The following is a 24,927-nucleotide window of genomic DNA, read 5'->3' as shown; positions in this document are numbered from 1 at the left end:
CGCTGAAACGTAAGGAGTCGCCCGCATGGCCCGCTACGAGGCAGTCATCGGTCTTGAGGTGCACGCCCAGCTCAAAACAAAGAGCAAAATCTTCTGCAGTTGTTCCACGACGTTCGGGAACGAACCCAACGAAAACGTCTGCGCTGTGTGTGCGGGAATGCCCGGTGTTTTACCGGTCATGAACGAAAAAGTGCTCGAATATGCAGCAAAAATGGGTATGGCAGTGGGTTGCACTATCAACAACCATTCGATCTTCGCCCGCAAGAACTACTTTTACCCGGATCTTCCCAAGGGATATCAAATTTCCCAATACGAAGAGCCACTGTGTGAACACGGACATATTGATGTCGAAGTTGATGGCACACCTTCGACGATCGGTATTACCCGTATTCACATGGAAGAGGACGCAGGCAAGTCCATTCACTCCCAGCATGAGAACAAGTCATATGTCGATTTGAACCGAACCGGTGTTCCCTTAATCGAAATCGTGAGTGAACCCGATATTCGGTCGGCAGAGGAAGCCGTCGCCTACTTGAAAGAACTCCGCAGCATCTTGCTGTATCTTGATATCTGCGACGGCAACATGGAAGAGGGATCATTTCGTTGTGATGCCAACATCTCGCTACGCCCCATAGGTCAAAAAGAATTCGGGACACGGGCGGAAATCAAGAATATGAACTCCTTCCGCAACGTTCAGAAAGGCATTGAATATGAGATCGCGCGTCAGGAAGACCTTCTTGACGATGACCAGCCTGTCATTCAAGAAACGCGACTCTATGACGCCGATAAAAACGTCACCATGTCCATGCGCGGCAAGGAAGAAGCCAATGACTACCGGTATTTTCCCGATCCGGATCTTGTGCCACTCGCCATTGACCCGGCCAAATTGAAAGAATGGCGGGAGTCGTTGCCCGAATTGCCTGCGGCCCGACGCACTCGGTTCATGTCCCAATACGGTCTCACCGAATATGATGCCGATACGTTGACCTCGGAACGTGAACTGGCCGACTACTTTGAAGAAGCCGTCACCGCGTATAATGAGCCCAAAAAAATAGCGAACTGGCTTATGGGCGAATTTATTCGAGAGTGTAAAAGTGCCTCTGTCGGCCCGGCCACCAGCCCGCTCCGTCCCGTCGGTTTGGCCAAACTCGTCGAGCTTATTGACAAAGGACTCATTAGCGGCAAAATTGGCAAGCAGATCTTTAGTGATCTGTTTTCAACTGGAGCCGATCCCGAAGCACATGTCCAAGATAAAGGACTTGTACAGATATCGGATTCGTCGGCATTAGAAGATGTGGTAAAGCAAATTTTGGTTGACAATCCTAAAGAAGTAGACGCGTACAAAGGCGGAAAAACCAAGCTCATTGGCTTTTTTGTCGGACAAGTCATGAAAAAGACCAAAGGCCAGGCGAACCCCGGACTGGTCAACGATCTGCTTAGAAAATTACTATCGTAGTTCGTTTCCGGTTTTCCGAATTCCCAAATGCATCCGGCGCCGTTTTGTCTCTCCAGGGAAAACGGCGCTCCGGTATGGCCAGCTCAACAGACTGTGTCGATTCGACCAGCACAAGGAGACTCTCATGACCGAGCATATCCAGTTTTCCGACGACCAAAATGTCCTTCTTCTTCTCGACCAACGCTATCTCCCCAACCGTGAAGACACCTTTGTTTGTAAAAACACGGAAACAACCATTTATGCCCTGCAAACCATGGTCGTTCGCGGTGCTCCGGCCATTGGTGTTACCGCCGCTTATGGATGCTATTTGGCAACACAGGAAGTGGACCGGGACGCCACCGAATGGAAAACACAACTGAACCAGCTTTTAGATGCACTTGCCGATGCCAGACCAACGGCCGTCAACTTACGTTGGGCGGTAACGGTCATGCGTGAAGCGTGGAATGCGGCAGGCGACATCCCCCTTGCCGAGCTTGCAAGCACCTGGCTTGCCCTGGCGAAAAAAATCCATGCTGAAGACATTGAAATCAATACGGTCATGGGACGACATGGCGCCGACTTGCTGGAAGATGGTGACACCGTCATGACACATTGCAATGCCGGAGCTCTGGCCACCGCCGGATACGGAACGGCGTTGGGCGTCATTCGCGGCGCCATTGATAAAGGCAAAAAAATTTCCGTCATCGCCAATGAAACGCGTCCGTTCCTTCAAGGGGCTCGGTTGACAGCCTATGAGTTGGCCAAAGACGGCATTCCGGTCAAAGTCGCTTGCGATAACGCCACCGCCCTGCTCATGAAAAAAGGGCTGGTCGATAAAGTTGTTGTCGGAGCAGATCGCATTGCCGCCAATGGCGATGTGGCCAATAAGATTGGTACGTATGGTGTCGCCTTGCTTGCCAAAGCACACGGCGTCCCGTTCTATGTCGCGGCTCCCTCAAGCACTTTTGACCTCGACACCCCGTCCGGCGATCAAATCCCCATTGAAGACCGGACCCCGCGCGAAGTTACCCATATCGGTGACCATCAGATTACTCCTGATGGTGTAGAAGTTTTCAACTTCGCCTTTGATATTACCCCCAATGAACTTATTGCCGGTATTGTCACGGAAAAAGGTGTTTTAGCTGCACCGTTCGATGTCGCTATCCGTGAAATGATACAACATGACACCCCTAACACTTCAACACTGGGATAGAAAAATGGCGTTAAATGAACGTATCGTTACTGAGGCTATTCTGACCGAATATTTTGAGAAGTTTAAAAACTGCCTTTCGCTTGATGTTGCGATTGTCGGTGGTGGCCCTTCCGGCATGACCGCTGCGCGCATCATGGCACAGGCCGGGTTGAAAGTTGCTCTTTTCGAACGCAAGCTGTCCATTGGTGGCGGCATGTGGGGCGGTGGCATGACCTGGAATATCATTGTCGTCCAGGAAGAAAGCAAGCACCTGCTCGAAGAAGTCAATTTGCCCGTGAAGCATTTCAAAGATGAATATTATACCTGTGATGCCGTTGCCGCTACAACGACATTGGCATCCACTGCTGCCTTGGCCGGTACGCAATTCTTTAACTGCATCAGTGTTGAAGATGTATGTCTGCGCGAAATCGATGGCGAAAAACGCATCACCGGTATTGTCATTAATTCTTCGCCCGTCGAAATCGCCGGGCTCCACGTAGACCCGGTTGTTATCGACTGCAAATTCCTCATCGAAGCTACAGGACATGATACGGAAGTTTTGCGGACACTGGTTCGTAAAAACGATATCCGCTTGAATACCCCCTCGGGCAATATCGAAGGTGAACAGTCCATGTGGGCCGATGTGGCCGAAGCCAACACGGTGAACAACACCCGTGAAGTATTCCCCGGCATGTATGTTTGCGGTATGGCCGCCAACGCAGCTTTTGGTTCTTATCGCATGGGCCCCATTTTTGGAGGAATGCTTCTCTCCGGAGAAAAAGTCGCCAAAGAAATCATTGATCGGATTGCCAACGATAAATAATCCCAAGCATCACTTTTCAACGGGCCGGGGGAACATCTCTTCCCGGCCCATTCTGCATATATCTCTTCTTGTGCAATAAATATCGCTTGAAACCATTCCATCTTCCGCGTACATATCCCGCCTCACCGCTATCGGCTTGTCCGTCCAGGATTGGACATTTCTTTTTTTTCCTGAAATGAACACCCAAACAACGTAGTAAATATATCACAATCGTCCGTAACCGGACGAGAGGAAGAGAAATTCCGGCCTTACAAAAGGCCGAACGCCGCTTTTCCGGAGAGACTAAACATGACGACTATCGCCATCGTGGGACGACCCAATGTCGGGAAATCCACCTTATTCAATCGCCTCCTTGGCCGACGCAAGGCCATTACCCACGACCGCCCCGGTGTAACCCGAGACCGTATTCACGGTACAGTACGGCTCGCCGACCGTAAAATTACGCTTATTGACACCGGTGGCCTAGATTTCGAAGAAACCGAAGGTATTGAAGCCGGCATCATGAGCCAGGCCCGGGAAGCTGTTCTTGCTGCCGACATTGTGCTTCTCGTTGTGGACGGACGCGAAGGACTCAATCCCATTGATGAGCGTGTTGCAGAACTTCTGCGTGAATCCGAGAGCACCACGTTGCTTATCGTCAACAAAGTCGATGGTCCGGAAAAAGCCGATATCCTAACGGCAGAATTCCATACAATGGGACTTGAGCTTGAACCGGTGTCGTCCGAGCACGGATACAATATCCAGGATCTGAAAGAACGCTTGGCTGAAATGCTTCCGGAAGAGGATGAAAGCGCATTACAGGATGTTGAACACGGCCTGAAACTGGCGATTGTTGGACGTCCCAATGTCGGCAAATCCTCCTTGATCAATGCCATGCTTCGTGAAAACCGCCTCATTGTCAGTCCTGAAGCCGGCACAACCCGCGACGCTGTCGATGTTGTTTTTGAAGCCAGAGGACGGCGCTATACATTTGTCGATACGGCTGGCGTCCGTAAACGTGGGCGTATCGACGACTCATTGGAAAAATTGAGCGTTGTTCGCGCGCTGGGCACCGCCAAACGTGCCGACGTCGCCATCCTCATGACCGATGCCACCATGCGCTTGGCATTGCAGGATAAAAAGCTGCTTTCCTACCTTGATCGCGAAAAAATCCCGTTTTTTGTTGTCATCAACAAGGCCGATCTTCTCGACAAAGAGGCCTTACGCGATGTCAAAAAAATCATGCAGAACGAGCTCCGCATCTGCCCGCATGTTCCCGTTGTATTTACATCGACGGTAACTCGAAAAGGCCTCAAAGACCTCCTGCCTATGGCGGAAGCCATTATTCAAGAATGTGGAATCCGTGTCGGAACGGGAGAAATCAACCGTGCGCTGGCCGACATGACAAGCCATCACCAACCACCGCTCATCAAAGGACGGCGTGCCAAATTCTATTACATGACCCAATCGGATGTCATGCCTCCGACGTTTGTATTCTTCGTCAATGACCAGGAAAAAGTGAAAGCCTCCTACGCCCGATATCTTGAAAACCAGCTAAGAAAACGCTTCGGCATTCGCATCGCACCGGTTCGACTCTACTTCCGAGCGAGTCGCGGAAAGAAAGAATAAAGAAAGAGCCCCGATGTCTCACACAACACATCGGGGCTCTTTGATTTTTTAAAATATCGCTTACACCGTATCCTCGTCCTGCACGCCAGCCATCATCAGGCCAATCTTGTCCACTTTTTCTCTGTCGGTAATGGGGAAAATATCCATGAACCGACCTTCAAAAATAACCGCAATCCGATCGGCTAATTGCAACGCTTCGTTCAAATCACCCGTGACAAGCAAAATACCGGCCATTTGTCGCGTCTTGAGCAACTTTTGCCAGACAGCTTCGGTTGCCGACACATCAAGTCCCTGCGTGGGCTGTTCGGCAACAACAAGACAGGGTTGCCGATAGAGCTCCCGTGAGATGACCATCTTCTGCAGGTTGCCCCCAGAGAGCTGCCAGGCTTGGCTTTGAATACGTCGGGGGTAAATATCGTGCTTTTCCATGAGCGTCGTCATGGTTTGCGCTGCTCGCTTTCGGTTGAGCCAAGGCCCTTTGGAGAATCCTTTTCGCGTTGTCAGGAGCAAATTGTCCACAAGGTCCATTTGTTCCGCCACGGCGAGCCCAAGACGGTCTTCCGGAACATACGACAACGACTTCTTCCACGAAAGATCGGAAAAGAATTTCCTCCACGCTTTTCCCATAATAAAGACAGTGTCGGCAGGCGGCTTTTGCATACCACATACCGCTTCAACCAACGCCTTTTGTCCGTTCCCCGCAACACCGACAACGGCAACAATTTCACCTTTGCGGACAGTCAAATTAATGTCGTGCAGGCCGAGGCCGGTTAAATTCTTGATATCAAGGACAACATCGGTGATGTCGACCGGTTCTTTGGAAATTTCAAGAAGAACATCTTTGCCCACCATGCGCCGGGCCAGCTCAGCTTTGGACGTCACCTCGCTTCTATCAAATCGAGCTTCGACACGGCCGCGACGCAGCACGGCAATATCATCAGCTAATGCAAGGACTTCTTCGAGCTTGTGGCTAATAAAAACAATAGCCTTTCCCTGAGCTGCCATACGTTGCAGGGATTCGTACAGCCGAACCGTTTCCACTTCGGTAAGCACCGAAGTCGGTTCATCGAAAATGAGCACGCGACTTTTCCGATAGAGCAATTTAAGAATCTCAACCCGTTGTCGTTCTCCCATAGACAAATCGGCAACAAGAGCCGCCGGGTCGATCTCCAGACCAAATTCCTGCGCTAATGCGGCAATTTCTTTTTCCATTTCCGCCGGCGACACTATGGACGACTTCGTCTGGCCAAGCAGAACGTTTTCCGCCACAGTCATCGAGTGAACGAGCATGAAATGTTGATACACCATGCCGATCCCTGCACGGATACCATCTTTTGCCGATGTGAACGCTACGGGCTCTCCATCGACCTCAATGGTTCCCTCATCCGGTTGAAAACGACCGGCAAGCATTGACATCAAGGTCGATTTACCTGCTCCATTCTCACCCAGAAGCGCTTTGATGCAGCCCGGATAAATGTCGAGCGTAATATTATCGTTGGCCACAACCTTGCCAAACCGCTTTGTCACGCCCTTAAGAGAAACCACGGGATTTTTCGTATCATCAGCACAGGAACTCGACGATTGCTCGACCATCATACAACGCGCCTTTTGCTTGTACGCCGGAGAAAGGAGGATTCGGGAAGAGTCTCCGACGGCTCAAGAAACTTTCTCTGATAAGTTTCTTAAGAATCTTCAAAACGTTTGCGGCTCATACCACGTTGCTCCATCATCATCGAAGAGCAACTTCGATCCCACAGAGAGTATGGCCCCTTGATCTCGACCGCCAAGGTCATGCTCGTTCCTAGTCCTCTGGTTCGATATTCACACCAAGAGCGGCCGGAGCATTGATATTTTGGGATCTCGACGCCGAAAATGCCAGGGCGATAATCGTCAGCGCATACGGAAGCATCAGCAATAACGAAGAAGGAATGGTTGCTCCCGAAGCCTGAAGACGAAGTTGAAACGCCATGACGGAACCAAATAGATACGCACCCAATACAGCGCGTCCTGGCCTCCAGAATGCAAAAATCACCAACGCGACGGCAATCCAACCACGCCCGCCGGACAAGCCGTTTGTCCAAAGATGCGTGTAGGCCAAGGAAAGATAGGCACCACCAAGACCAATCAGTGCGCCACCAAGTAGGAGTGCCACCCAGCGCAAACGGAGCGGATCAAGTCCCGCTGCCGAAGCTGCTCCCGGCATTTCCCCCACAGCCCGGATTCCCATGCCTAAACTGGTGCGGCGTAAAAGAAACCAGAGTGCAATTGGCGCACAATAGGAAAGATAGACAAGCACGTCATGCGAGAAAAAAATCTGTCCAAGAATGGGGATATCACAGAGACCGGGAATGGGTTGCTGAGAAAATCCAGGAGCAGCCAGTCCGATAAATGGAGTGCCAAAATAACTGGCCAAACCAAGCCCAGCAATCGTTAATGCAAGCCCTGACACAACCTGATTCCCCAAGAACGTGATGCACACCAGACCGTGAATGGAGGCCATCAGCACACCACAGAGGCAACCGGCAAGCACACCAAGCCAGGGAGCTCCAGTAGAAAACGACGCCAAAAATGCGCCCAGAGCAGACACACTCAGAATCCCTTCCACGCCCAAATTGAGAATGCCTCCTTTTTCCGTCAGCATTTCTCCTAATGTGGCATAGAGAATAGGTGTTCCGGATTGAATGGCCGCGGCAAGGAGAGCAACGATGAGTTCACTGTTCATGCGTGTTCTCCATGGCTTTTGCCTGCTCGTCGAAGGCGTTCAAAACGAAAAGAATAAAAAAATTGTCCTGCCAAAACAGAGAGCAAAATCACTCCTTCCATCACAGAGCCGAATGCGGCCGGAATTTGCATCTCAAGTTGCATATTCTCAACACCAACCCGAAGACAGGCAAGCAGAAACGACGTCAATGCAATGCCCAAGGGATTCAGTCGCGCCAACCAAGCAACAACAATGGCCGTATACCCATACCCGGCCATAATACTTGGTTGAAGACGACCGACAACGGCCGATGTCTCAATACAGCCGGCAATACCGGCATAGGCTCCGGAAACAGCCATAACGAGTGCGACAAGAAAGGGATAGGGCAACTTGGCATAAGCAGCGACGCGAACCCCCGAACCACTCGCCTTGATTTCGAATCCCGTTCGGGTGAATCGTAAAAATGCCCAAAGAACCACCCCAAGTATCGGGGCAATAACCAACCCCCAATGTTGCCGGGAATCGCCAATCATTCCAATCAGCGCGGCGGGGGAAAATTCTCGTGTCATGGGGAAGCCGAAGCTCTGCGGATCTTTCCAAACGCCGTAGACAAGATACTCAAGAAACAAGATGGCGATGTAATTGAGCATGAGCGTGGAAATGATCTCACTCACATTGAGAGCAATACGCAAACCGGCAGCGAGAAGAGCCCAGAGAGCACCGGCAACCGCTGCACACAGGAACATCCATGGCAGCAACATATACGCTGGCCAGTGGGAGAAGCTCAACGCAGCCCAGGTAGCACCAATTGTTCCAAGTGCAAACTGGCCTTCCGCACCGATGTTCCAAATCTGCATGCGAAACGTAATGGCAACGCCAAGCGAGCATAGAAAAATAGGAACCGACTTCAACAGTGCATCGGCCAGAGCCCACGATGCACCAAGCGAACCTTCCCAGAGAACTGTAAAAGCTCGGATCGGAGATTGACCTTGTATAGCCAGAAGCACTGCACAAATGCCAAAGGACAGGGCTAAGGCGATCGGAACGACAGCCAGCCCGCCATAGCGCAGGGCATTTTCCCGTTTGCGTTTGCGAAGGGCGAACATGAAAAGAGTCCTTTGACTAAAGAATTCGGGCGCCCCGTCCGTTTGACGGTGCGCCCGAAAAAGGAAGTTTATTCGGTGGAACCTTCGACATTGTCGACAAACCACGTCATGCCGAGTAAATCCTTGTCGGAAGGCGTCGTGCCTTCGGCAATTTTGACGGTTCCGGCCTGATCTTTGATGGGACCGGTGAAGACTGTGTCCTTTCCGCCTTTAATCGCATCGGCTTCAGCCATCACGACCTTCTGGACGTCTTCCGGCACCATGGGACCAAACGGCGCGATACCGACAATACCTTTGTCCATACCCGGCCAGATCGACGTGCTTTTCCATGTCCCGTCTTTGACCTGCGTGGCCATTTCGACATACAGCGGAGCCCAGTTCCAGACGGCAGCCGTCAAATGCGCCTTTGGTGCAAACTTGGCCATATCGGTATTATATCCAATCGAATAGACCCCAGCCTCCTGTGCGGCTTCCTGCGGACCAGGAGAGTCCTGATGCTGGGTGATCACATCGGCACCAACATCAAGTAAGGACTTGGCAGCATCTTTTTCCAAAGGCGGATCGTACCATGTCTTAGTCCAGACGACTTTCACCTTGGCATCGGGGTTGACTTTCTTTACACCCAAAGCAAAGGCGTTGATGCCTCGAATAACCTCGGGAATCGGGAAGGCTGCGACGTATCCAATTATATTGGACTTGGTCATTTTGCCGGCAACCATACCCGTTAAATACCGGGCCTGATACATACGGCCGAAGTAGTTGCCCATATTTTTTGCAGTTTTGAATCCCGAGCAATGTTCAAAGTCTGTATTCGGAAATTGTTTGGCAACTTTGAGCATGGGATCCATATAGCCGAAGCTGGTGGCGAAAATGAGGTCATACCCTTTGCGAGCCATGTTGAGAATAACACGTTCGGCATCGGCACCTTCTTGCACAGACTCGACATAGGACGTTTCGGCAAAAGGCAATTCCTGAACAGCCTTACGGCCCAGGTCATGCGAATAAGACCATCCTGCGTCACCCACCGGGGAAACGTAAATGAATCCGACCTTGATATTGTCCTTTTTCTCGGCGGCCATACCGGGCGCAACAAGCGCCAGTACACAGGCTGCGACCATAAACGCCATCAATATGCGTTTCATCATTGCCATCTCCTGTACAAGTTGTGTGTTCTTTTCATCGAGACAGGTCAACTGCTATGCCCTGTTGTCTGATATATCGGTTCGATGAACTGAGGTTGAGAATCCCAAGGAAACAAAATCCAGGTGTCCTGGCTGACCTCTGTGACAAATGCATCCACCAAAGGACGCCCCTGAGGCTTTGCGTATACCGTTGCAAAATACGCGTGAGGAACCATTTCGCGGACAATTGAGGCTGTCTTTCCCGTGTCGACAAGGTCATCCACAAGCAACCATCCCGTACTATCTGCAGTAAACGATTTGAGAATGGAAATTTCTTTCGTCTGCTCCAACCAATTATACGTTGAAATACAGACTGTATCGATGAGATGGATGTCGAGTTCCCGAGCAATAATGGCCGCGGGAATCAAACCACCTCGAGTGATGGCAAGTATCCCCTTCCATTTGCGATCAACCAACCGCCATGTCAACGCACGACAATCCCTGTGTAATTGATCCCATGATACAGGATACATCTTCTTATAGCGATCTGCTTCAGACACGACTAACTCCTTTACGCATACGCATCAAAAACAATTCGCTGCCAGTACCCAAAACCAACCAAGAGAGCAACCGTCACCAAACCGAAACTGCACCGCCACCCGAATGTATCGTAATGGGAACGTTTGACTACTCATTTGACGTATCTCTATCGGGCTTACTGGAATCAACGCCATCCCAACCGAAGATATGCTTCATATCTTTGGGAAGAATGACCCGAACGCCTTTTTCTTTAAGAAGATAATCAATTCCCCAATTGATCAATACCATAAGGCGATTCCGAAAGCCGATGAGATAGGCCAGATGAATAGTAAGCCACAATATCCATGCCAAAAAACCCGTAAACTGCGACCCTTTGACATCGGCCACAGCTGCATTGCGCCCGATGACGGCAAGGGATCCTTTATTATTATATGCAAATGGTTCTAGATGGGAACCTTCAAAAAAATGACGAATATTTTTTGCGGCATGCTCCCCTTGTTGAATTGCCGCAGTCGCAACCATCGGAACCCCTCTTTCGGGGTCCCGCTCCAGTCCAATATCACCAGCCACAAAAACTTCCGGATACTCCTCAAGTTGAAGATATTCATTCACGAGAACGCGTCCCCCCCGCCCCATTTCCACACCAAATTGTGAAGCAATCGGTGCCCCTTTGACACCAGCCGTCCAGATCACGGTTCCGGAGTTGATCATGCTCCCATCTTTAATGGAAACACAATGCTCCGAAATTTCGCTAACCATGGCATTGAGGCGAACATCGACACCTTTTTTCTGCAATCGCTTCTGTGTGTACTCTTGAAGACGCTTGGGGAATGGTGGCAAAAGACAATCCATAGCTTGCAAGAGCACGATGTTCGCTTCTTTGAGATCGAGTCGGGGGAAATCTTTTCTGATAGGACCGTTGATCAATTCACTCAAGGCACCGGACAATTCGACCCCGGTAGGCCCTCCGCCAATAATAGTAAACGTCAAAAGTTGCTTTCGCTTAACCGGATCGGGTTCATGCTCGACTCGTTCAAAGCACGAGAGAATATGGTTGCGCAACTCCATAGCTTGTTCAAGATTCTTGAGTCGAAAACAATATGTATCGGCACCTGGCGTATGAAAATCATTGGTGACGCTCCCGAGGGCGATGAGGATTGCATCATAATATAGAATGCGTTCATCAAGAAAAACATACTTATTCTTGAAGTCGATTTGCGTTACTTCAGCCATCAGGAAGTCAACATTCTCCACATGACGAAATGTCGAACGGATAGGATACGCAATTTGCGCGGGGTCAAGTTCAGACGTCGCCACTTGATAGAGCAATGGTTGGAAAACGTGATAATTTTCTTTGTCAACAATGGTTACATCATAGTCGCTGTTCGCAAAAGATCGTGCGGCGAACAGACCGGCGAAACCGCAGCCTAAAATAACAATTTTCTTTTTTTCAGTCGTGACGCTCGACATTTCTCCTCCTCGTTAGGCCAATCGGCGAAATCAAATACCACAAAGCAGGATGAAGATATCCATGGAGATAGGCAAAGCACACACATGACGCAAGTTTTTTAACAAAATACATCGTATTCTTCACAATTTTGCCGAAAGGAAGCCTGACTTGCTACCTTGCCGTAAATCTGGCAAATTCGCACAGCCTTATCCAAGTGTTGGCCCAAACCCTGAGCAGCATTCGCTGTTCCAAGGAATATACAATGACGCAACAGTCTGAAAAGACAAACTTTTGGCTTACCGCCAGCAAAGCCCAAGCCCGAGATACGGGTATGGCTTTTACACTTATTTGTCTGCTTGTCCTTCTATTTACGCATCGACAGGAAGCCCTTTTGGCGGCCATTGCCATCTTGGTGATGACCATGATTTGGCCGACTTTTTTCAAGCCGGCGGCAAAACTCTGGTTCGGACTGTCTCACCTTCTGGGGACAGTCATGTCCAAAATTCTCCTTTCCGTGGTTTTCCTGCTTGTGGTCACGCCAGTTGGCCTGGCTCGCAGCCTGTTTGGCGCTGATGCCATGCAGAAACGCAAATGGAAAAAGAGCACGGATTCGGTTTTTCGTGTGCGCGACCATACGTTTACAGCCAACGACATCGAACAACCGTATTAAGCTCACATTCACCGATCACGTATTACTTTCGATACCTAGACTGCGTGGCTATAATCGGCATTGAGCCGGCCGCTCAGCATCTCGGAGGATTGTTTCATGGAATTTCTGAAAGAATTGTGGGGATTTTTAAGAGTCCGCAAAAAATTCTGGCTTTTGCCCGTCATTCTGGTGTTATTGCTCTTCGGCGTTCTTGTTGTGTTGACCAGTGGCACAGCCATTGCGCCATTTGTTTATACGTTGTTCTAAGCGGTCGTTGCTTAATCCATATTCACGGGCTGCCTTCAACGTTTCGACGCTATGGACTCACTTCATGGTTCCATGGTGGGTGCATACTTTCCGAAATACAATGTTGAAGGCAGCCAGCTAAACGAGAAAGGTCCGCCATGCCCCAAGCTATTCTGGGAATCTCGGCCTATTACCATGACAGTGCCGCCGCCCTCATTATGGACGGAGACATTGTCGCTGCGGCCCATGAAGAACGATTCACCCGCAAAAAACACGACCCGGATTTTCCAACGCATGCAGCATCATATGTTTTAGAAGAAGCCGGATTGTCATTGTCCGACCTCACGGCTGTCGCCTTTTATGATAAGCCATACGTCAAATTCGAGCGACTTCTTGAAACCTACCACGGGTTCGCTCCCTCGGGACTGCGAAGCTTTTTGTCTTCCATGCCGGTGTGGATTAAAGAAAAATTGCTTATGCGCAGTATGCTGCGCAAAGAGCTGGCCAAGCTCGGACCGGGAAAACCTCAAATCCTTTTTCCCGAACATCACCTGTCCCACGCGGCGAGTGCGTTCTACCCATCTCCTTTCGAAGAAGCGGCAATTTTGACAATTGACGGAGTGGGCGAATGGGCCACCACAACGATTGGCAAAGGGAAAGGGCGCGACATCACATTCTTGCGCGAACTCGACTTCCCGCATTCGCTGGGGTTGCTCTATTCTGCATTTACCTACTTTTGCGGATTCAAGGTCAATAGTGGCGAATACAAGCTTATGGGCCTGGCACCTTACGGGATTGTTGATAGTGACCGCGTTGCCCGGTTCAAAGAATGTATTCTTGATCAACTTGTCGACCTGCGTCCCGATGGCTCCCTGTTGCTCAACATGGACTACTTCAATTATGCAACAGGCCTGACCATGTGTTGCGATAAGAAGTGGGAAAAACTTTTTGACGTCCCCAAGCGCGCACCGGAATCCGAACTGACCCAGGAATATATGGACATGGCCCTGGCCATTCAGGAGATTACGGAAGAAGTTGTCTTTTCGTTAGCACAGACAGCTCGGGAACTCACTGGATGTTCATATTTGACCATGGCCGGTGGTGTTTCGCTCAATTGTGTGGCGAATGGTAAACTTCTTCGCAAAGGCATTTTTGAAGATGTCTGGATTCAACCTGCTGCTGGAGACGCTGGCGGTGCTGTGGGCGCTGGGTTAGCAGCTTGGCACATCTTTCTCGAGAAAGACCGCCAGCCGCTTCCCCCTGGACAAGCCGATCAAATGGCAGGCTCGTACCTCGGTCCGGAATTTAGTCCAGTCGATTGCAAACGCGTGGCGACGAAATACCATGCACCGTACACCACCTATGATACGTTTGAAGACCTGTGTACCACGGTGAGTCGCCTTCTGGCCGAAGGCAGTGTTGTAGGCTGGTTTCAAGGACGTATGGAATACGGGCCTCGTGCTTTGGGAAACCGGAGTATTCTTGGCGATCCGCGCAATCCGGAAATGCAGAAAAAGTTGAATCTCAAGATTAAGTACCGCGAAGGATTCAGACCCTTTGCGCCTTCTGTTCTTGAAGAAGAAGTACAAACCTACTTCGATCTCGATCGAAGTTCCCCGTACATGCTTATCGTGGCTCCGGTCCAGGAGGCACGCTGCAATCCGTTACCTGACGACTATTGGAGCCAACCTATGTACGACAGGCTCTACAATGTACGTTCAGACATCCCTGCAGTCACCCATGTGGACTTTTCGGCACGAATTCAAAGCGTCAGCAAAAAGACCAATCCTCGCTATCACACGCTCATTGAGACGTTTAACAAAACGCAAGGATGCGGTCTGGTTGTCAACACGAGCTTCAATGTACGAGGAGAACCGATCGTCTGCACACCGCTCGATGCCTATCAGTGCTTTATGCGCACCGAGATGGACTATCTTGTTTTGGGTGACTTTCTCTTCGAAAAGTCCGCACAACCCGAATGGCAAGAGCACAGCAACTGGCGGGATATGTACGAACTCGACTAATGATTTTCATCCTTCCGTTCTTCGTTTCGGTATCGCTCTTGCGAGCCCTGTGCTGAACGAAACAAACACGAACAAGAAGGCGCGGGTACATGTATCCGCGCCTTTTCAATGTATTTCATGTGACATTTTAGAGACTCTCGCGCTCTTTCTCTCGTTACCTTCACATTTTCTTCATTTGAATACTCGCTTTTTTTGTTGCAACACGATAATGGTCATCGCCACATGGTGTGAAACACCACACCCTGCTTGGTTTCGGCTTAATTCTTCCGTTGCTTGCGACCTCAACCCAGCGTGAACGATGCTTACATCACTCAATAATTCCGCGTATTCCGAAAGCCTCATTGTCCATATCCGTCGAGCTGATAACCTGCGTAAGGAATCAATCGACTTTCCATCTCTCAAGCTCAATCTTCGTCAACTGTGCGACCTTGAGCTCTTGCTTAACAGAGCATGTTATCCTCTCGCCGGATATCTCTGTCGCAAAGAATACGAATCCGTTCTCGACACGATGCGCCTCTGCGACTCGACATTGTGGCCCATGCCCATTTGCCTTGATGTCAGTGAAAAGGTCGCCGAAGGTATAGAACCGGGCATGCCCGTCGCTATTCGCGATCCGGAAGGATTCATGCTTGCGGTTCTTCACGTTGAAGAATGCTTCAGGCCAGACAAACGGCGCGAAGCCCAAGCTCTTTTCGGAACAGACAATCCCGATCTGCATCCCGGCGTTCAGCACCTTTTCGAACAAACCGGTCCCGTCTTGATCGGTGGGCGGTTGGAAGGACTACACCTGCCCCAACATTACGATTTTACGGACTTACGCTTGGCTCCCTGGGAAGCGCACCGTATTTTCAATAAGAAGGGATGGCGCAACATCATCGCCTTTCAATCGGAAAATGTCTTGCACCGGGCCGAACGTGAAATGCTGTTCGCCGCAGCGAGAGAAGCCGGGGCAAGCCTCTTTTTGCAGCTTATTATTGAACAGCCCAAACTCGGCGATGTGGATCACTTTGTCTTAGTTCGATGCTTCCAGGAATTTGTGAAAACATTTCCAAAAAACATGGTGGAACTCGGTATCCTCCCCATGGCCACGCTCAAAGCCGGCCCACGCGAAGCCTTGTGGCGGGCTATTCTCCAAAAAAATTATGGTGTCTCTCATATTTGTATCGCTGAAGATCAATGCGATCCGTATAGCGGCATGGACACCAACGACCGCTTTTATCCCAAGGGAGAAGCATTGCGCTTGGTAGAAGAATATGAGGAAGAAATCGATATTTCGACCATCCCCTTGCGCCCCATGGGATATATCGAAGAAAAAGCGCAATATGTCGTGCTGGACGATATTGCCGACCCAACGACAGTAAAATCACTCTCCCCGGCCGAGTTTAAGCGAAGACTTGATACCGACCTTGAGATTCCGGAATGGTATTCCTATCCTGAAATCATCAATGAACTTCGCCTGAATTTCCCTCCACGTTCCCGACAAGGTTTCACGCTCTTCATCACCGGATTATCCGGAGCCGGCAAATCGACGCTCGCAAAGGTTCTGTTTATCAAGCTTTCGGAAATGCGTGGTCGTCCCGTCACATTGCTCGATGGAGATATTGTGCGTGAAAATCTCTCCAGTGAACTCAGTTTCTCTAAGGAACACCGCAACTTGAACGTCAAACGCATCGGTTTTGTGGCGAGCGAAATTACTAAAAACCGCGGAATTGCTATATGTGCTCCCATCGCTCCCTATGAAGAATCACGCCGTGCCGCTCGAGATCGCGTTGAAAAATATGGTGGATTCATTGAAATATTCTTGTCTACTCCACTTGAAATATGTGAACGTCGTGATAGAAAAGGCATCTACGCCAAGGCACGGGCCGGCATCATGAAAGGGGTGACAGGTATTGATGATCCGTATGAAAAACCAACATCGGCGGATCTCAACATCGACACCTCAAATATCAGCCCCGCTGAAGCAGCCCATGATGCTTTGCTCTTCCTCAGAGAACAAGGGTATATTTTTTAACACGTTATGTTACTTTTTACACCAATACGACGACATATATGAACGCCATACAGACTAAACCCACTATTCTTATTGTCGGAGGAGCCGGATATATTGGTTCTCATATCAACTGCGCTCTCAACGAGCGCGGATACAACACCATAATTTTCGACAATCTTGTATATGGACATGAGTCGTTCGTACAATGGGGTAAATTCATCCTGGGTGATCTCGCCGACAAGAATCAACTTCGACTGCTGTTTTCACAATACAAGATCGATGCGGTGATGCATTTTGCGGCATATGCGTATGTCGGAGAATCCGTCACCGACCCGTATAAATATTATATCAATAACGTTGCTAATACGTTGAACCTTCTTGAGGTTATGCAAGAATTTGACGTGAAGACATTGGTCTTTTCGTCTACATGTGCCGTTTACGGCACTCCCCAAGAAATTCCTATTACAGAAAACCATCCTCAAAATCCAATCAATCCATACGGCCGCACAAAACTCATGATGGAACACATCATGGCCGATGCAGCGCAAGCCTATGGATTAGGGTATGCCGCATTACGCTACTTCAATGCAGCCGGCGCTGATCCGGGAGGACGCATAGGGGAATGGCATGACCCGGAAACACATCTTATTCCCCTTGTTCTTGAAGCAGCACGAGATCAATCACGATCTATTACTGTCTTTGGAACAGATTATGAAACTCCAGATGGGACGTGTATCCGTGACTATATACATGTCAATGATCTTTCCTCTGCGCATTGCTTAGCTTTGGACCATTTGTTTGATCAGCCGGGAGAATATGTTTTCAACCTCGGTAACGGCCAAGGATTTTCTGTTAAGGAAATCATTGACTCCGCGCGTGAAATTACAGGCCGTGGCATCAACGTTATATATGGACAGCGTCGTCCAGGTGACCCAGCAAAATTAGTGGGGAACGCTCAAAAGATGCTCAGCACACTCAACTGGACCCCACAGTCTTCGTCTATTAAGACAATTCTTCAGACAGCGTGGGATTGGCTCCAGGTAAAAGAACAAAAATATAAAACGTAAGCCCACTCTTTATGTTGAACGCGCGTGACATGATGTGCATGCATTATAGCAAAGCGGAAAGAGTATCTTTTTACTGAAAATATTCTTACCGAGTACAATTTAAATATATCTTAATTGTACAGCTCCAAAAAATTTGAGACCAATAGCATGCCATACACCACACAATACTGTTCTCGACATTGTCGCTGAGCATACAACACTGTAGAGATATCCCAATGATTTCATATGATTTTTGTAAAGATATATTTGAAAATGTCATTGATATTGAGGTTGAATCAATATCAAAGCTTAAAAGAAAAATTCCTCAAAATATCGATGAAATCATTGATGTTTTATTATCAAATGGGTCAAAGGTCGTCATCACTGGGATTGGGAAATCAGGAATAATTGGGAAAAAAATAGCGGCGACACTTTCCAGCACTGGGACTTCAAGTTTCTTTGTCCATCCTTCTGAAGCATACCATGGCGATTTGGGAATGATAGGCAAGGATGATATTGTTTTGGCGATATCGTATTCTGGAGAAACTGAAGAATTACTTAGGCTGGTTTCATTTGTAAAAAAGAATGAAAATACGCTGATCGTCATGACCGGCTGTACGAAATCAACGCTTGCGCAGAACGCAGACTATATTTTTGATATCAGCGTAACGCAAGAAGCCTGCCCTCTCCAACTTGCACCAACATCCTCCACAACGGCAACACTCGTTATTGGAGATGCCCTCGCGATGACGTTGATGAAGGCACGTAATTTCATGCCTGACGACTTCGCGAGATTCCATCCCGGTGGTTCACTGGGACGACGGCTTCTGACAACCGTCGATATGGTTATGAAAAGTTCAAACCTTCCGTTTGTACAAGAAACCGACACTATGGTTGAAGTTGCCCACGCTATTAGTAGGGGACGATTAGGATTGGCGATCGTTCTCACCAAGAATAACAACCTTTATGGTGTTATTTCCGACGGCGATTTACGGCGCGCGATGAGTGACAAGAAAGATCAATTTTTTACGTTACATGCGTGTGATCTCGCAAGTCCTCAGCCGAAATTCGTTGCTCCGAAGATGAAATTGGTCGATGCAGAAGCTCTGATGAACCAGCATAAAATCACATCATTGCTGGTCGTCGACAAAGACGCGGTTGTTGGGGTCATCCAGGTCTACGACCTGTAATGAACTACGTATTGATACGTCTTCCCACTGCGTCAAGGACGTTATTACCATGTCGCAAGAGACCAAATCCAATTTCCTAACCACCGCATAAGGAAAGAGAATGGAAAAGAATAGTTTTAATTTCAAATCACTCTTCTTTATTTGTGGCCCGTGTGCTATTGAATCAAGAGCTTTTGCATTGGAAACAGCGGAACAGCTAAAGAATATCTTCTCGAAGCTTTCTCTTCCTTTTATTTACAAGTCCTCGTTTGACAAAGCAAACCGCTCCTCCATTACCAGCTTTCGAGGCACAGGAATGGAGGAAGGCCTGGCAATCCTCAATGAAATCAAAGAAACGCTGAACATCCCCGTGCTGACCGATGTCCATGAGCCATGGCAAGTAGGTCCAGTCAGTGAAGTTGTTGACGTTCTGCAAACACCAGCTTTTTTGTGCCGCCAATCAGACTTCATTGCCGCTGTTGCAGCTGCAGGAAAACCGGTTAATTTCAAAAAAGGCCAATTCCTCGCTCCTTGGGACATGCAAAATGTTCTGGAAAAAGCACGTCAAGCAGCGCGAGCCGCTGGTGTTCCAGATGACCATTTTTGCGTTTGTGAGCGCGGTACGTCTTTTGGCTACGGCAATTTGGTCGTGGACATGCGAGGATTACAAATTATGTCCGAAACATGTCAGGCTCCTGTCATATTTGATGCGACTCACTCCGTTCAACTTCCCGGGGCAAAAGGCGTAAGTAGCGGTGGCCAACGCCAATATGTCCCTCATTTAGCGCGGGCTGCGATGGCAACAGGAGCTGTCACCGGTATCTTTCTAGAAACACATCCCACCCCTGACAACGCTCCATGCGATGGGCCCAATATGATCCCCATCGCTGAATTGTCGCAATTACTTGAACAGCTCAGAGATATTTATCATCTGATACATACCAACAACGCATAGATTGTAGCAACGTATGAAAATTCTTATTGTCATTCCAGCACGGTATGGGTCCACGCGTCTTCCTGGGAAACCTTTGGCTGACATTTTAGGGAAGCCAATGATCCAACATGTTTACGAAAGAGCCAAAGAAGTTCGCGGAGTGCATGACGTCATTGTTGCGACGGATGATCAAAGAATTTACGATGCAGTACTCTCTTTTCATGGGAGTGTTACGATGACTTCTTGCGATCATTGCTCGGGAACAGATCGCTTAACCGAAGTCATGACGCATTATCCAGCCGATATATACGTCAATATCCAAGGCGATGAGCCCTTAATCCGTCCAGAAGATATTGAAACACTTGTCCATGGCATGCAAGCAGACCCCTCGGTTGCGGTTGGAACATTATGCCACCCCATAAGCGCCCAAGAAGCGTTGTCTCCCAATATTGTCAAAGTTGTTATGGCCGAGAACGGCAATGCTCTGTACTTTAGTCGCTCTGTCATTCCACACAATAGAGACGGTGACGTCGATATACAGTACCTCAAGCATGTTGGGGTATATGCATACCGTAAAGATATTTTAGAACGCTATGCAACGCTCTCGCCATCTGTATTGGAAAATACAGAGAAACTCGAACAACTCCGTTTATTATCCGCTGGAATACCTATACGAGCTTTTTTGACCGAGCCGGCACACCCAGGAATTGACACTCCAGAATGTCTTGAACGGATACGGATGATTATGAGTGGAAAAGAAATTTTACCTCCACCATCATTTGAAGAACAGCTCAAGGATATCCGCCTTGTCATTACCGATGTCGATGGAGTTCTCACCGATGGCACCCTCTATATTAATGAAGAGGGCGAGTTTATGAAGGCGTTTAATGTGAAAGACGGGCTCGGAATTCATTTCTTGCAGAAACACAACGTACAGGTTGCGTTCTTGTCAGGAAGGGACTCGGCACCTCTACGCAAGAGAATGAAGGAACTCGGGATATCGCTTGCCATGCTCGGCTCCAAAGATAAAGCAACAGCATGCAGAGAGATTATGGAAAAAGCAGGCGTTTCTCCTGAACAGACTGTATTCCTTGGAGATGACAGCATTGATGTCCCAGGATTTATGACGTGCGGATTGTCTGTTGCCGTCGCAGATGCTCCCCAATACATTCAAGACCAAGTCAATTATGTGCTTTCAAAAAGCGGTGGAAAAGGCGCCTTCCGTGAATTAGCAGACGCCATCCTCACAGCCCAGGGAAAAGAAGATGTGTTTTCATATTTAGATTTTCACGGAACAGCATTAACTGATTGCAAACAGTAAGTGAAAAATGCAAAGATTCCATAACCAACGACAAGAGAGCATTTGTGCTCAATAGTAATTCAACAGCATCAATACAAAATTATATCACCCTTAATTTCATAAAAACAACAATTGGCCAATAAACATAAAAAACGTCACGAATACATAGTATTCCATGTATTGCACCATAACGATATTGCGTTCCGATAATCACACGACAGTGCTATTATATCGTCCACTCTTCAATGTAACATCGTAAATTTCACCAGTACCCCCAATTACATTGGTAATAAAAATTTTAAATATATCGAGGAATTAACCATCGTCATCCGATAAAAAACTATTATTTTTTTGGGGCTCGCGGCATCGCGAGTTTGATGCAACCCACCCCTCATGACATTCTTGAATAACTACAAAAAAAACGCTGGACACAAGATTGATATTTATAAAATAAACAGTCAAATTTATAAGACTTGATTTTTATCCAAACTATGTATTAGAAGCGTTTACTAGGTCTTTGATGCAAGTTTAGTCGCTTGCAATACGCACAGGCTACAACGTATATCATTTGAAATACGTATTTAAACATAGTAAATATACCAAAAGTTATGTCCCAAAGACGAGGGGAATTCAGCATGCATAGCCCAATAGATATTTCATCTTTACTTAATAATACGTCTGGAAAATTTAATAATATTAGACCGAGATTAAAACCAAATGATCAACCCAAATATCTTTTTATCTCTTCAGCCAATGCAGGTGGTAATCCGCTTGAAGATGCATCAACACTATATCGCTGTATTTTTCATGTGCTGAATCTGCGGCAAATGGGTTTTTGTGCTGACTTTATTGGACAAGATGAAGTCGATACAAAGATCCTTCGCTTGTATGATCGAATTATTTTCCATAGACCGATATTCAACGAACAACTTGTTAGTTCTATCAATTTCCTTTTTAATACAGACAAAATTTTTTGCTGCGATTTTGATGACATGGTTTATGATGATTTCCATATTATGTCTTCTCCGCGACGCAGAGAAGCTACTTTTGATAAAGAAGCAATACTCAAGTATTCAATCCGTAACCAGAAAGCACTTCGTCTTTTTTCAAATGTCATAGTATCCACAGACAAATTGAAGGCACTCCTCCTACGTCTTGGAAACTATAACATAGAAGTAATACACAATGGATATTCTGAATTATGGGCGAACCGTTACCAAGCCAAAATAGAAGCAACACGAAAAAAACGAATCAATGAAACACCGAAAATTATCTCGTATTTTTCTGGTTCATCCAGTCATGACGCCGATTTTGCTCTGATTGCAGAACAACTTTTTGATTTATTAACAAAAGATAAAAATTATATATTATTAACAGTCGGACCGTTAAAGTTTGAGAACAAACAGGTATTACGAGGAAAGACTGTTAATTTGGGGCATGTACCATATCACAGATTGCCATGGATCATTGGAACATCCTGGCTTACTCTTTCTCCTTTAGATATGACGAGTTCTTTTAATCAGTGCAAAAGCGGATTAAAATTCTTTGAGGCCGGAATTTTTGGAGTACCCTGTGCGGCATCTTTGTTTGCAGATATGAAACGGTTTAGTCCACATTTTTTTCCTCTTACAGAAGATCCAAAGAGCTTACATAATGCAGTTAAGGCATTAAGTGATAAAGCCTACTACAAAGAGTTTACGGAAAAATTAAAAAGATATACAATGCAAGAATGTAATTCTTTGATCCAAACGAAAAAGTTGCTAGAGTCATTCGATAAAATCGAGGCTCCTTCATTGCAGCAGCAAGAAGTACAACTATAGTTCCCCCCCAAATAGTCAGTACAAAGAGCAGCACTTTGGCTCGAAGTACTACAGGCTCGATAAATTGATAATTTTGGAGAAAGGCTTTAAGTATCAAATGAACAAAAGGTGAGCATAAAGACTTTAGTTCATAAATCATCGAGTCGGTACCGGGGATAGGCGTGAACAATTAAGGTTAAACTGAAAGCAACTCATATATGGAGAACATGCGAAGAGAATTCAAATCCATAGAATATTCACTATTGTTTTTAGGTGAAAAAGATCATCAATAGTGTATATGCAAATCTCCTATTGAGAACTCAAGCATGAAAAATGGTTCACAACATCCGACATAAACCTCTCTCATAGAGAGATTTATATGTATGATTTATCATGTGATCATTTAGCCACAGTTTCCTTAAAATAAAGACAAAAATCATGAAATGAAGCACGGAACTACCATGAAAATATTATTTTTTATTGAGCCACACCCCATTCGCAACAATGATACCGCTTTTAGATGGATACTGGATAACTTTATCAAGCTTATAAAAGATGATATCGCAACCGAGGTACACAAATTCAAGCAGCTCAACATAGAATGCAAAATACTTCTCCCTCCGCAACTGGAAGCAGCAAGAAAAACCTATCCTGGGTTCGACAAGGCTAATTTTTTCTTACGTGACAATCCATATGGACTCTGCCACCACCTATATGAAAAATTTGGAAAATTGAATTGGTTTACAGACGGGCTGATGCTTTGGAAAGATCTCCTCAGCGGCGTTGGAGAAATTACGGAGAACTACTTCAACCTTCTTCTTGAATTGCATAATGACTTTCCGTTTGACGCCATTGTGTACTGGGGAAACAATGGAGCTGTGAGAAAGTTTTCCGAATTTTTTTCGATCCCTGCAATTAGCGTAGAGCTTGGCTGTATGCGCAGCCCTCTCGTCGATACTTTATATTTTGATTACCAAGGGGTAAACGGTTACAGTACGTTAGCTGGTAAAGCGTTGCCACCGGAACCGATTCCTTTAAATTATCCATCTTTTACCGATAAATTCAAAAGACGGTTGGACCAAACATTTTGGCCATCAACAGTAACAGCGCGTCGTGATAGAATAAATATTCTTGTTCCTCTTCAACTCCTTGATGATTCGAACATCATTGCTTTTTCTCAATTTTCTTCCATGGTTGATTTTTTAAACACTGTTTTTAATGATTTTGACGAATTAAACCCTTACTACATCGTTAAGCCGCATCCAGGGGCGAAGAACCTTCGGTGGACAAAACGTGATCATTTAAAATGCCAGCAATTATGCGACAAACGCTCTGATGTCCTTTGGCTCGACAATTTTGACAACAACTTATCGTATATTTCGCTGCTAAGACAAATTGACGGCGTCGCTACGGTCAATAGCTCGGCTGGATTCGAGGCATTAACTCTTGGAAAACCAGTTATATCTTATGGTGATTCTTGTTACTCGGGAATCGTCAACCGTAATGCTGAAGACTTTCGGCGTGACCTTGAACGAGGTTCACTCGATTCGATAAAACGAACGCAACGTGCTACGACATTGCTCAATTATTACCTTGTCAATCGAGCTGACTTAACCAATGCAAGCTTTTTTATATATCAACTCGATCGCCAGTTAAATTTATTCACCAACAATCTCTATCGAAATGAGTTTCATTTGGATGACCTGTTCATATCAAGAAGTTTTATAGAACGGTGTCAAACTTTACGATACAACCGGAAAGATTTCTTACCCTTTATAGGTGAGTTATAAA

General features: G+C 47.2%; 20 protein-coding genes. 14 read left to right on the top strand and 6 right to left on the bottom strand.

All coding sequences use genetic code 11. The features are described 5' to 3' along the window. Positions 1-25 precede the first annotated feature (25 nt). From gatB to der, 4 genes are all read left to right on the top strand, one after another. A complete protein-coding gene (gene gatB / locus G451_RS0120635) occupies positions 26-1,456 on the top strand; it encodes an Asp-tRNA(Asn)/Glu-tRNA(Gln) amidotransferase subunit GatB (protein WP_027185723.1) in 1,431 nt (476 codons plus the stop codon). A 124-nt stretch (positions 1,457-1,580) separates the two neighbouring features. Further along, positions 1,581-2,648, top strand: coding sequence for an S-methyl-5-thioribose-1-phosphate isomerase (mtnA, locus tag G451_RS0120630; protein ID WP_027185722.1), 1,068 nt, complete (start codon positions 1,581-1,583; stop codon positions 2,646-2,648). Positions 2,649-2,652: 4 nt separating this feature from the next. Continuing rightward, complete coding sequence (locus G451_RS0120625; RefSeq protein WP_027185721.1) at positions 2,653-3,450, top strand: sulfide-dependent adenosine diphosphate thiazole synthase; 798 nt, start codon at positions 2,653-2,655, stop codon at positions 3,448-3,450. Between the two features lie 288 nt (positions 3,451-3,738). Next, positions 3,739-5,058 (top strand): ribosome biogenesis GTPase Der, encoded by a 1,320-nt coding sequence (der, locus tag G451_RS0120620; protein WP_027185720.1) that lies wholly within the window; start codon positions 3,739-3,741, stop codon positions 5,056-5,058. A gap of 60 nt (positions 5,059-5,118) precedes the next feature. Here der and G451_RS30830 read toward each other — a convergent pair whose 3' ends face one another. The 6 genes from G451_RS30830 to G451_RS30825 all read right to left on the bottom strand — a co-directional run bounded on the left by G451_RS30830 (position 5,119) and on the right by G451_RS30825 (position 11,996). Further along, positions 5,119-6,654: an ABC transporter ATP-binding protein gene (locus G451_RS30830; protein ID WP_051261736.1), complete on the bottom strand. Its 1,536-nt coding sequence runs from the start codon at positions 6,652-6,654 to the stop codon at positions 5,119-5,121. A gap of 205 nt (positions 6,655-6,859) precedes the next feature. Then, positions 6,860-7,780, bottom strand: coding sequence for an ABC transporter permease (locus G451_RS0120610; RefSeq protein ID WP_027185719.1), 921 nt, complete (start codon positions 7,778-7,780; stop codon positions 6,860-6,862). Next, the gene (locus tag G451_RS0120605; RefSeq protein ID WP_027185718.1) at positions 7,777-8,865 is read right to left on the bottom strand and encodes an ABC transporter permease; all 1,089 of its coding nucleotides are present in this window, start codon (positions 8,863-8,865) and stop codon (positions 7,777-7,779) included. The genes G451_RS0120610 and G451_RS0120605 overlap by 4 nt, the downstream gene beginning before the upstream one ends. Before the next feature lie 68 nt (positions 8,866-8,933). Then, complete coding sequence (locus tag G451_RS0120600; protein ID WP_027185717.1) at positions 8,934-10,007, bottom strand: BMP family ABC transporter substrate-binding protein; 1,074 nt, start codon at positions 10,005-10,007, stop codon at positions 8,934-8,936. A 47-nt stretch (positions 10,008-10,054) separates the two neighbouring features. Continuing rightward, positions 10,055-10,546: a xanthine phosphoribosyltransferase gene (gene gpt / locus G451_RS0120595; protein ID WP_027185716.1), complete on the bottom strand. Its 492-nt coding sequence runs from the start codon at positions 10,544-10,546 to the stop codon at positions 10,055-10,057. Between the two features lie 127 nt (positions 10,547-10,673). Beyond that, positions 10,674-11,996 (bottom strand): NAD(P)/FAD-dependent oxidoreductase, encoded by a 1,323-nt coding sequence (locus G451_RS30825; protein WP_084448689.1) that lies wholly within the window; start codon positions 11,994-11,996, stop codon positions 10,674-10,676. Positions 11,997-12,238: 242 nt separating this feature from the next. Between G451_RS30825 and G451_RS0120585 the strand changes: the two genes are divergently transcribed. The 10 genes from G451_RS0120585 (at position 12,239) to G451_RS0120540 (ending at position 24,926) form a co-directional block, all read left to right on the top strand. After that, positions 12,239-12,646: an SxtJ family membrane protein gene (locus G451_RS0120585; protein ID WP_034643315.1), complete on the top strand. Its 408-nt coding sequence runs from the start codon at positions 12,239-12,241 to the stop codon at positions 12,644-12,646. Between the two features lie 96 nt (positions 12,647-12,742). Beyond that, positions 12,743-12,892: a DUF5989 family protein gene (locus G451_RS34690; protein ID WP_169727921.1), complete on the top strand. Its 150-nt coding sequence runs from the start codon at positions 12,743-12,745 to the stop codon at positions 12,890-12,892. Positions 12,893-13,029: 137 nt separating this feature from the next. After that, positions 13,030-14,895 carry a carbamoyltransferase family protein gene (locus G451_RS0120575; protein ID WP_027185714.1) on the top strand — a complete coding sequence of 622 codons (1,866 nt, stop codon included), beginning with the start codon at positions 13,030-13,032 and terminating at the stop codon, positions 14,893-14,895. 298 nt (positions 14,896-15,193) lie between these two features. Next, the gene (locus G451_RS0120570; RefSeq protein ID WP_027185713.1) at positions 15,194-16,909 is read left to right on the top strand and encodes a bifunctional sulfate adenylyltransferase/adenylylsulfate kinase; all 1,716 of its coding nucleotides are present in this window, start codon (positions 15,194-15,196) and stop codon (positions 16,907-16,909) included. A 38-nt stretch (positions 16,910-16,947) separates the two neighbouring features. After that, entirely contained in the window at positions 16,948-17,955 is a 1,008-nt protein-coding gene (gene galE / locus G451_RS0120565) for a UDP-glucose 4-epimerase GalE (RefSeq protein ID WP_027185712.1), read from the top strand. A gap of 215 nt (positions 17,956-18,170) precedes the next feature. After that, positions 18,171-19,124 carry a KpsF/GutQ family sugar-phosphate isomerase gene (locus tag G451_RS0120560; RefSeq protein ID WP_051261735.1) on the top strand — a complete coding sequence of 318 codons (954 nt, stop codon included), beginning with the start codon at positions 18,171-18,173 and terminating at the stop codon, positions 19,122-19,124. Between the two features lie 100 nt (positions 19,125-19,224). After that, complete coding sequence (kdsA, locus tag G451_RS0120555) at positions 19,225-20,058, top strand: 3-deoxy-8-phosphooctulonate synthase (RefSeq protein WP_027185710.1); 834 nt, start codon at positions 19,225-19,227, stop codon at positions 20,056-20,058. Positions 20,059-20,071: 13 nt separating this feature from the next. Beyond that, entirely contained in the window at positions 20,072-21,358 is a 1,287-nt protein-coding gene (gene kdsB / locus G451_RS35440) for a 3-deoxy-manno-octulosonate cytidylyltransferase (protein ID WP_084448688.1), read from the top strand. A gap of 614 nt (positions 21,359-21,972) precedes the next feature. Then, entirely contained in the window at positions 21,973-23,157 is a 1,185-nt protein-coding gene (locus tag G451_RS0120545; RefSeq protein WP_027185709.1) for a glycosyltransferase family protein, read from the top strand. A 440-nt stretch (positions 23,158-23,597) separates the two neighbouring features. Beyond that, positions 23,598-24,926 (top strand): capsular polysaccharide export protein, LipB/KpsS family, encoded by a 1,329-nt coding sequence (locus tag G451_RS0120540; RefSeq protein ID WP_027185708.1) that lies wholly within the window; start codon positions 23,598-23,600, stop codon positions 24,924-24,926. The last annotated feature ends 1 nt before the right edge of the window (position 24,927 follow it).

Origin of the sequence: Desulfovibrio inopinatus DSM 10711, from assembly GCF_000429305.1 — a bacterium.
In the GTDB taxonomy this organism is placed as follows: Bacteria; Desulfobacterota; Desulfovibrionia; order Desulfovibrionales; family Desulfovibrionaceae; genus Alteridesulfovibrio; species Alteridesulfovibrio inopinatus.
The sequence above is the reverse complement of the archived record's forward strand: the minus strand, read 5'-3'. Positions and strand labels throughout refer to the sequence as shown.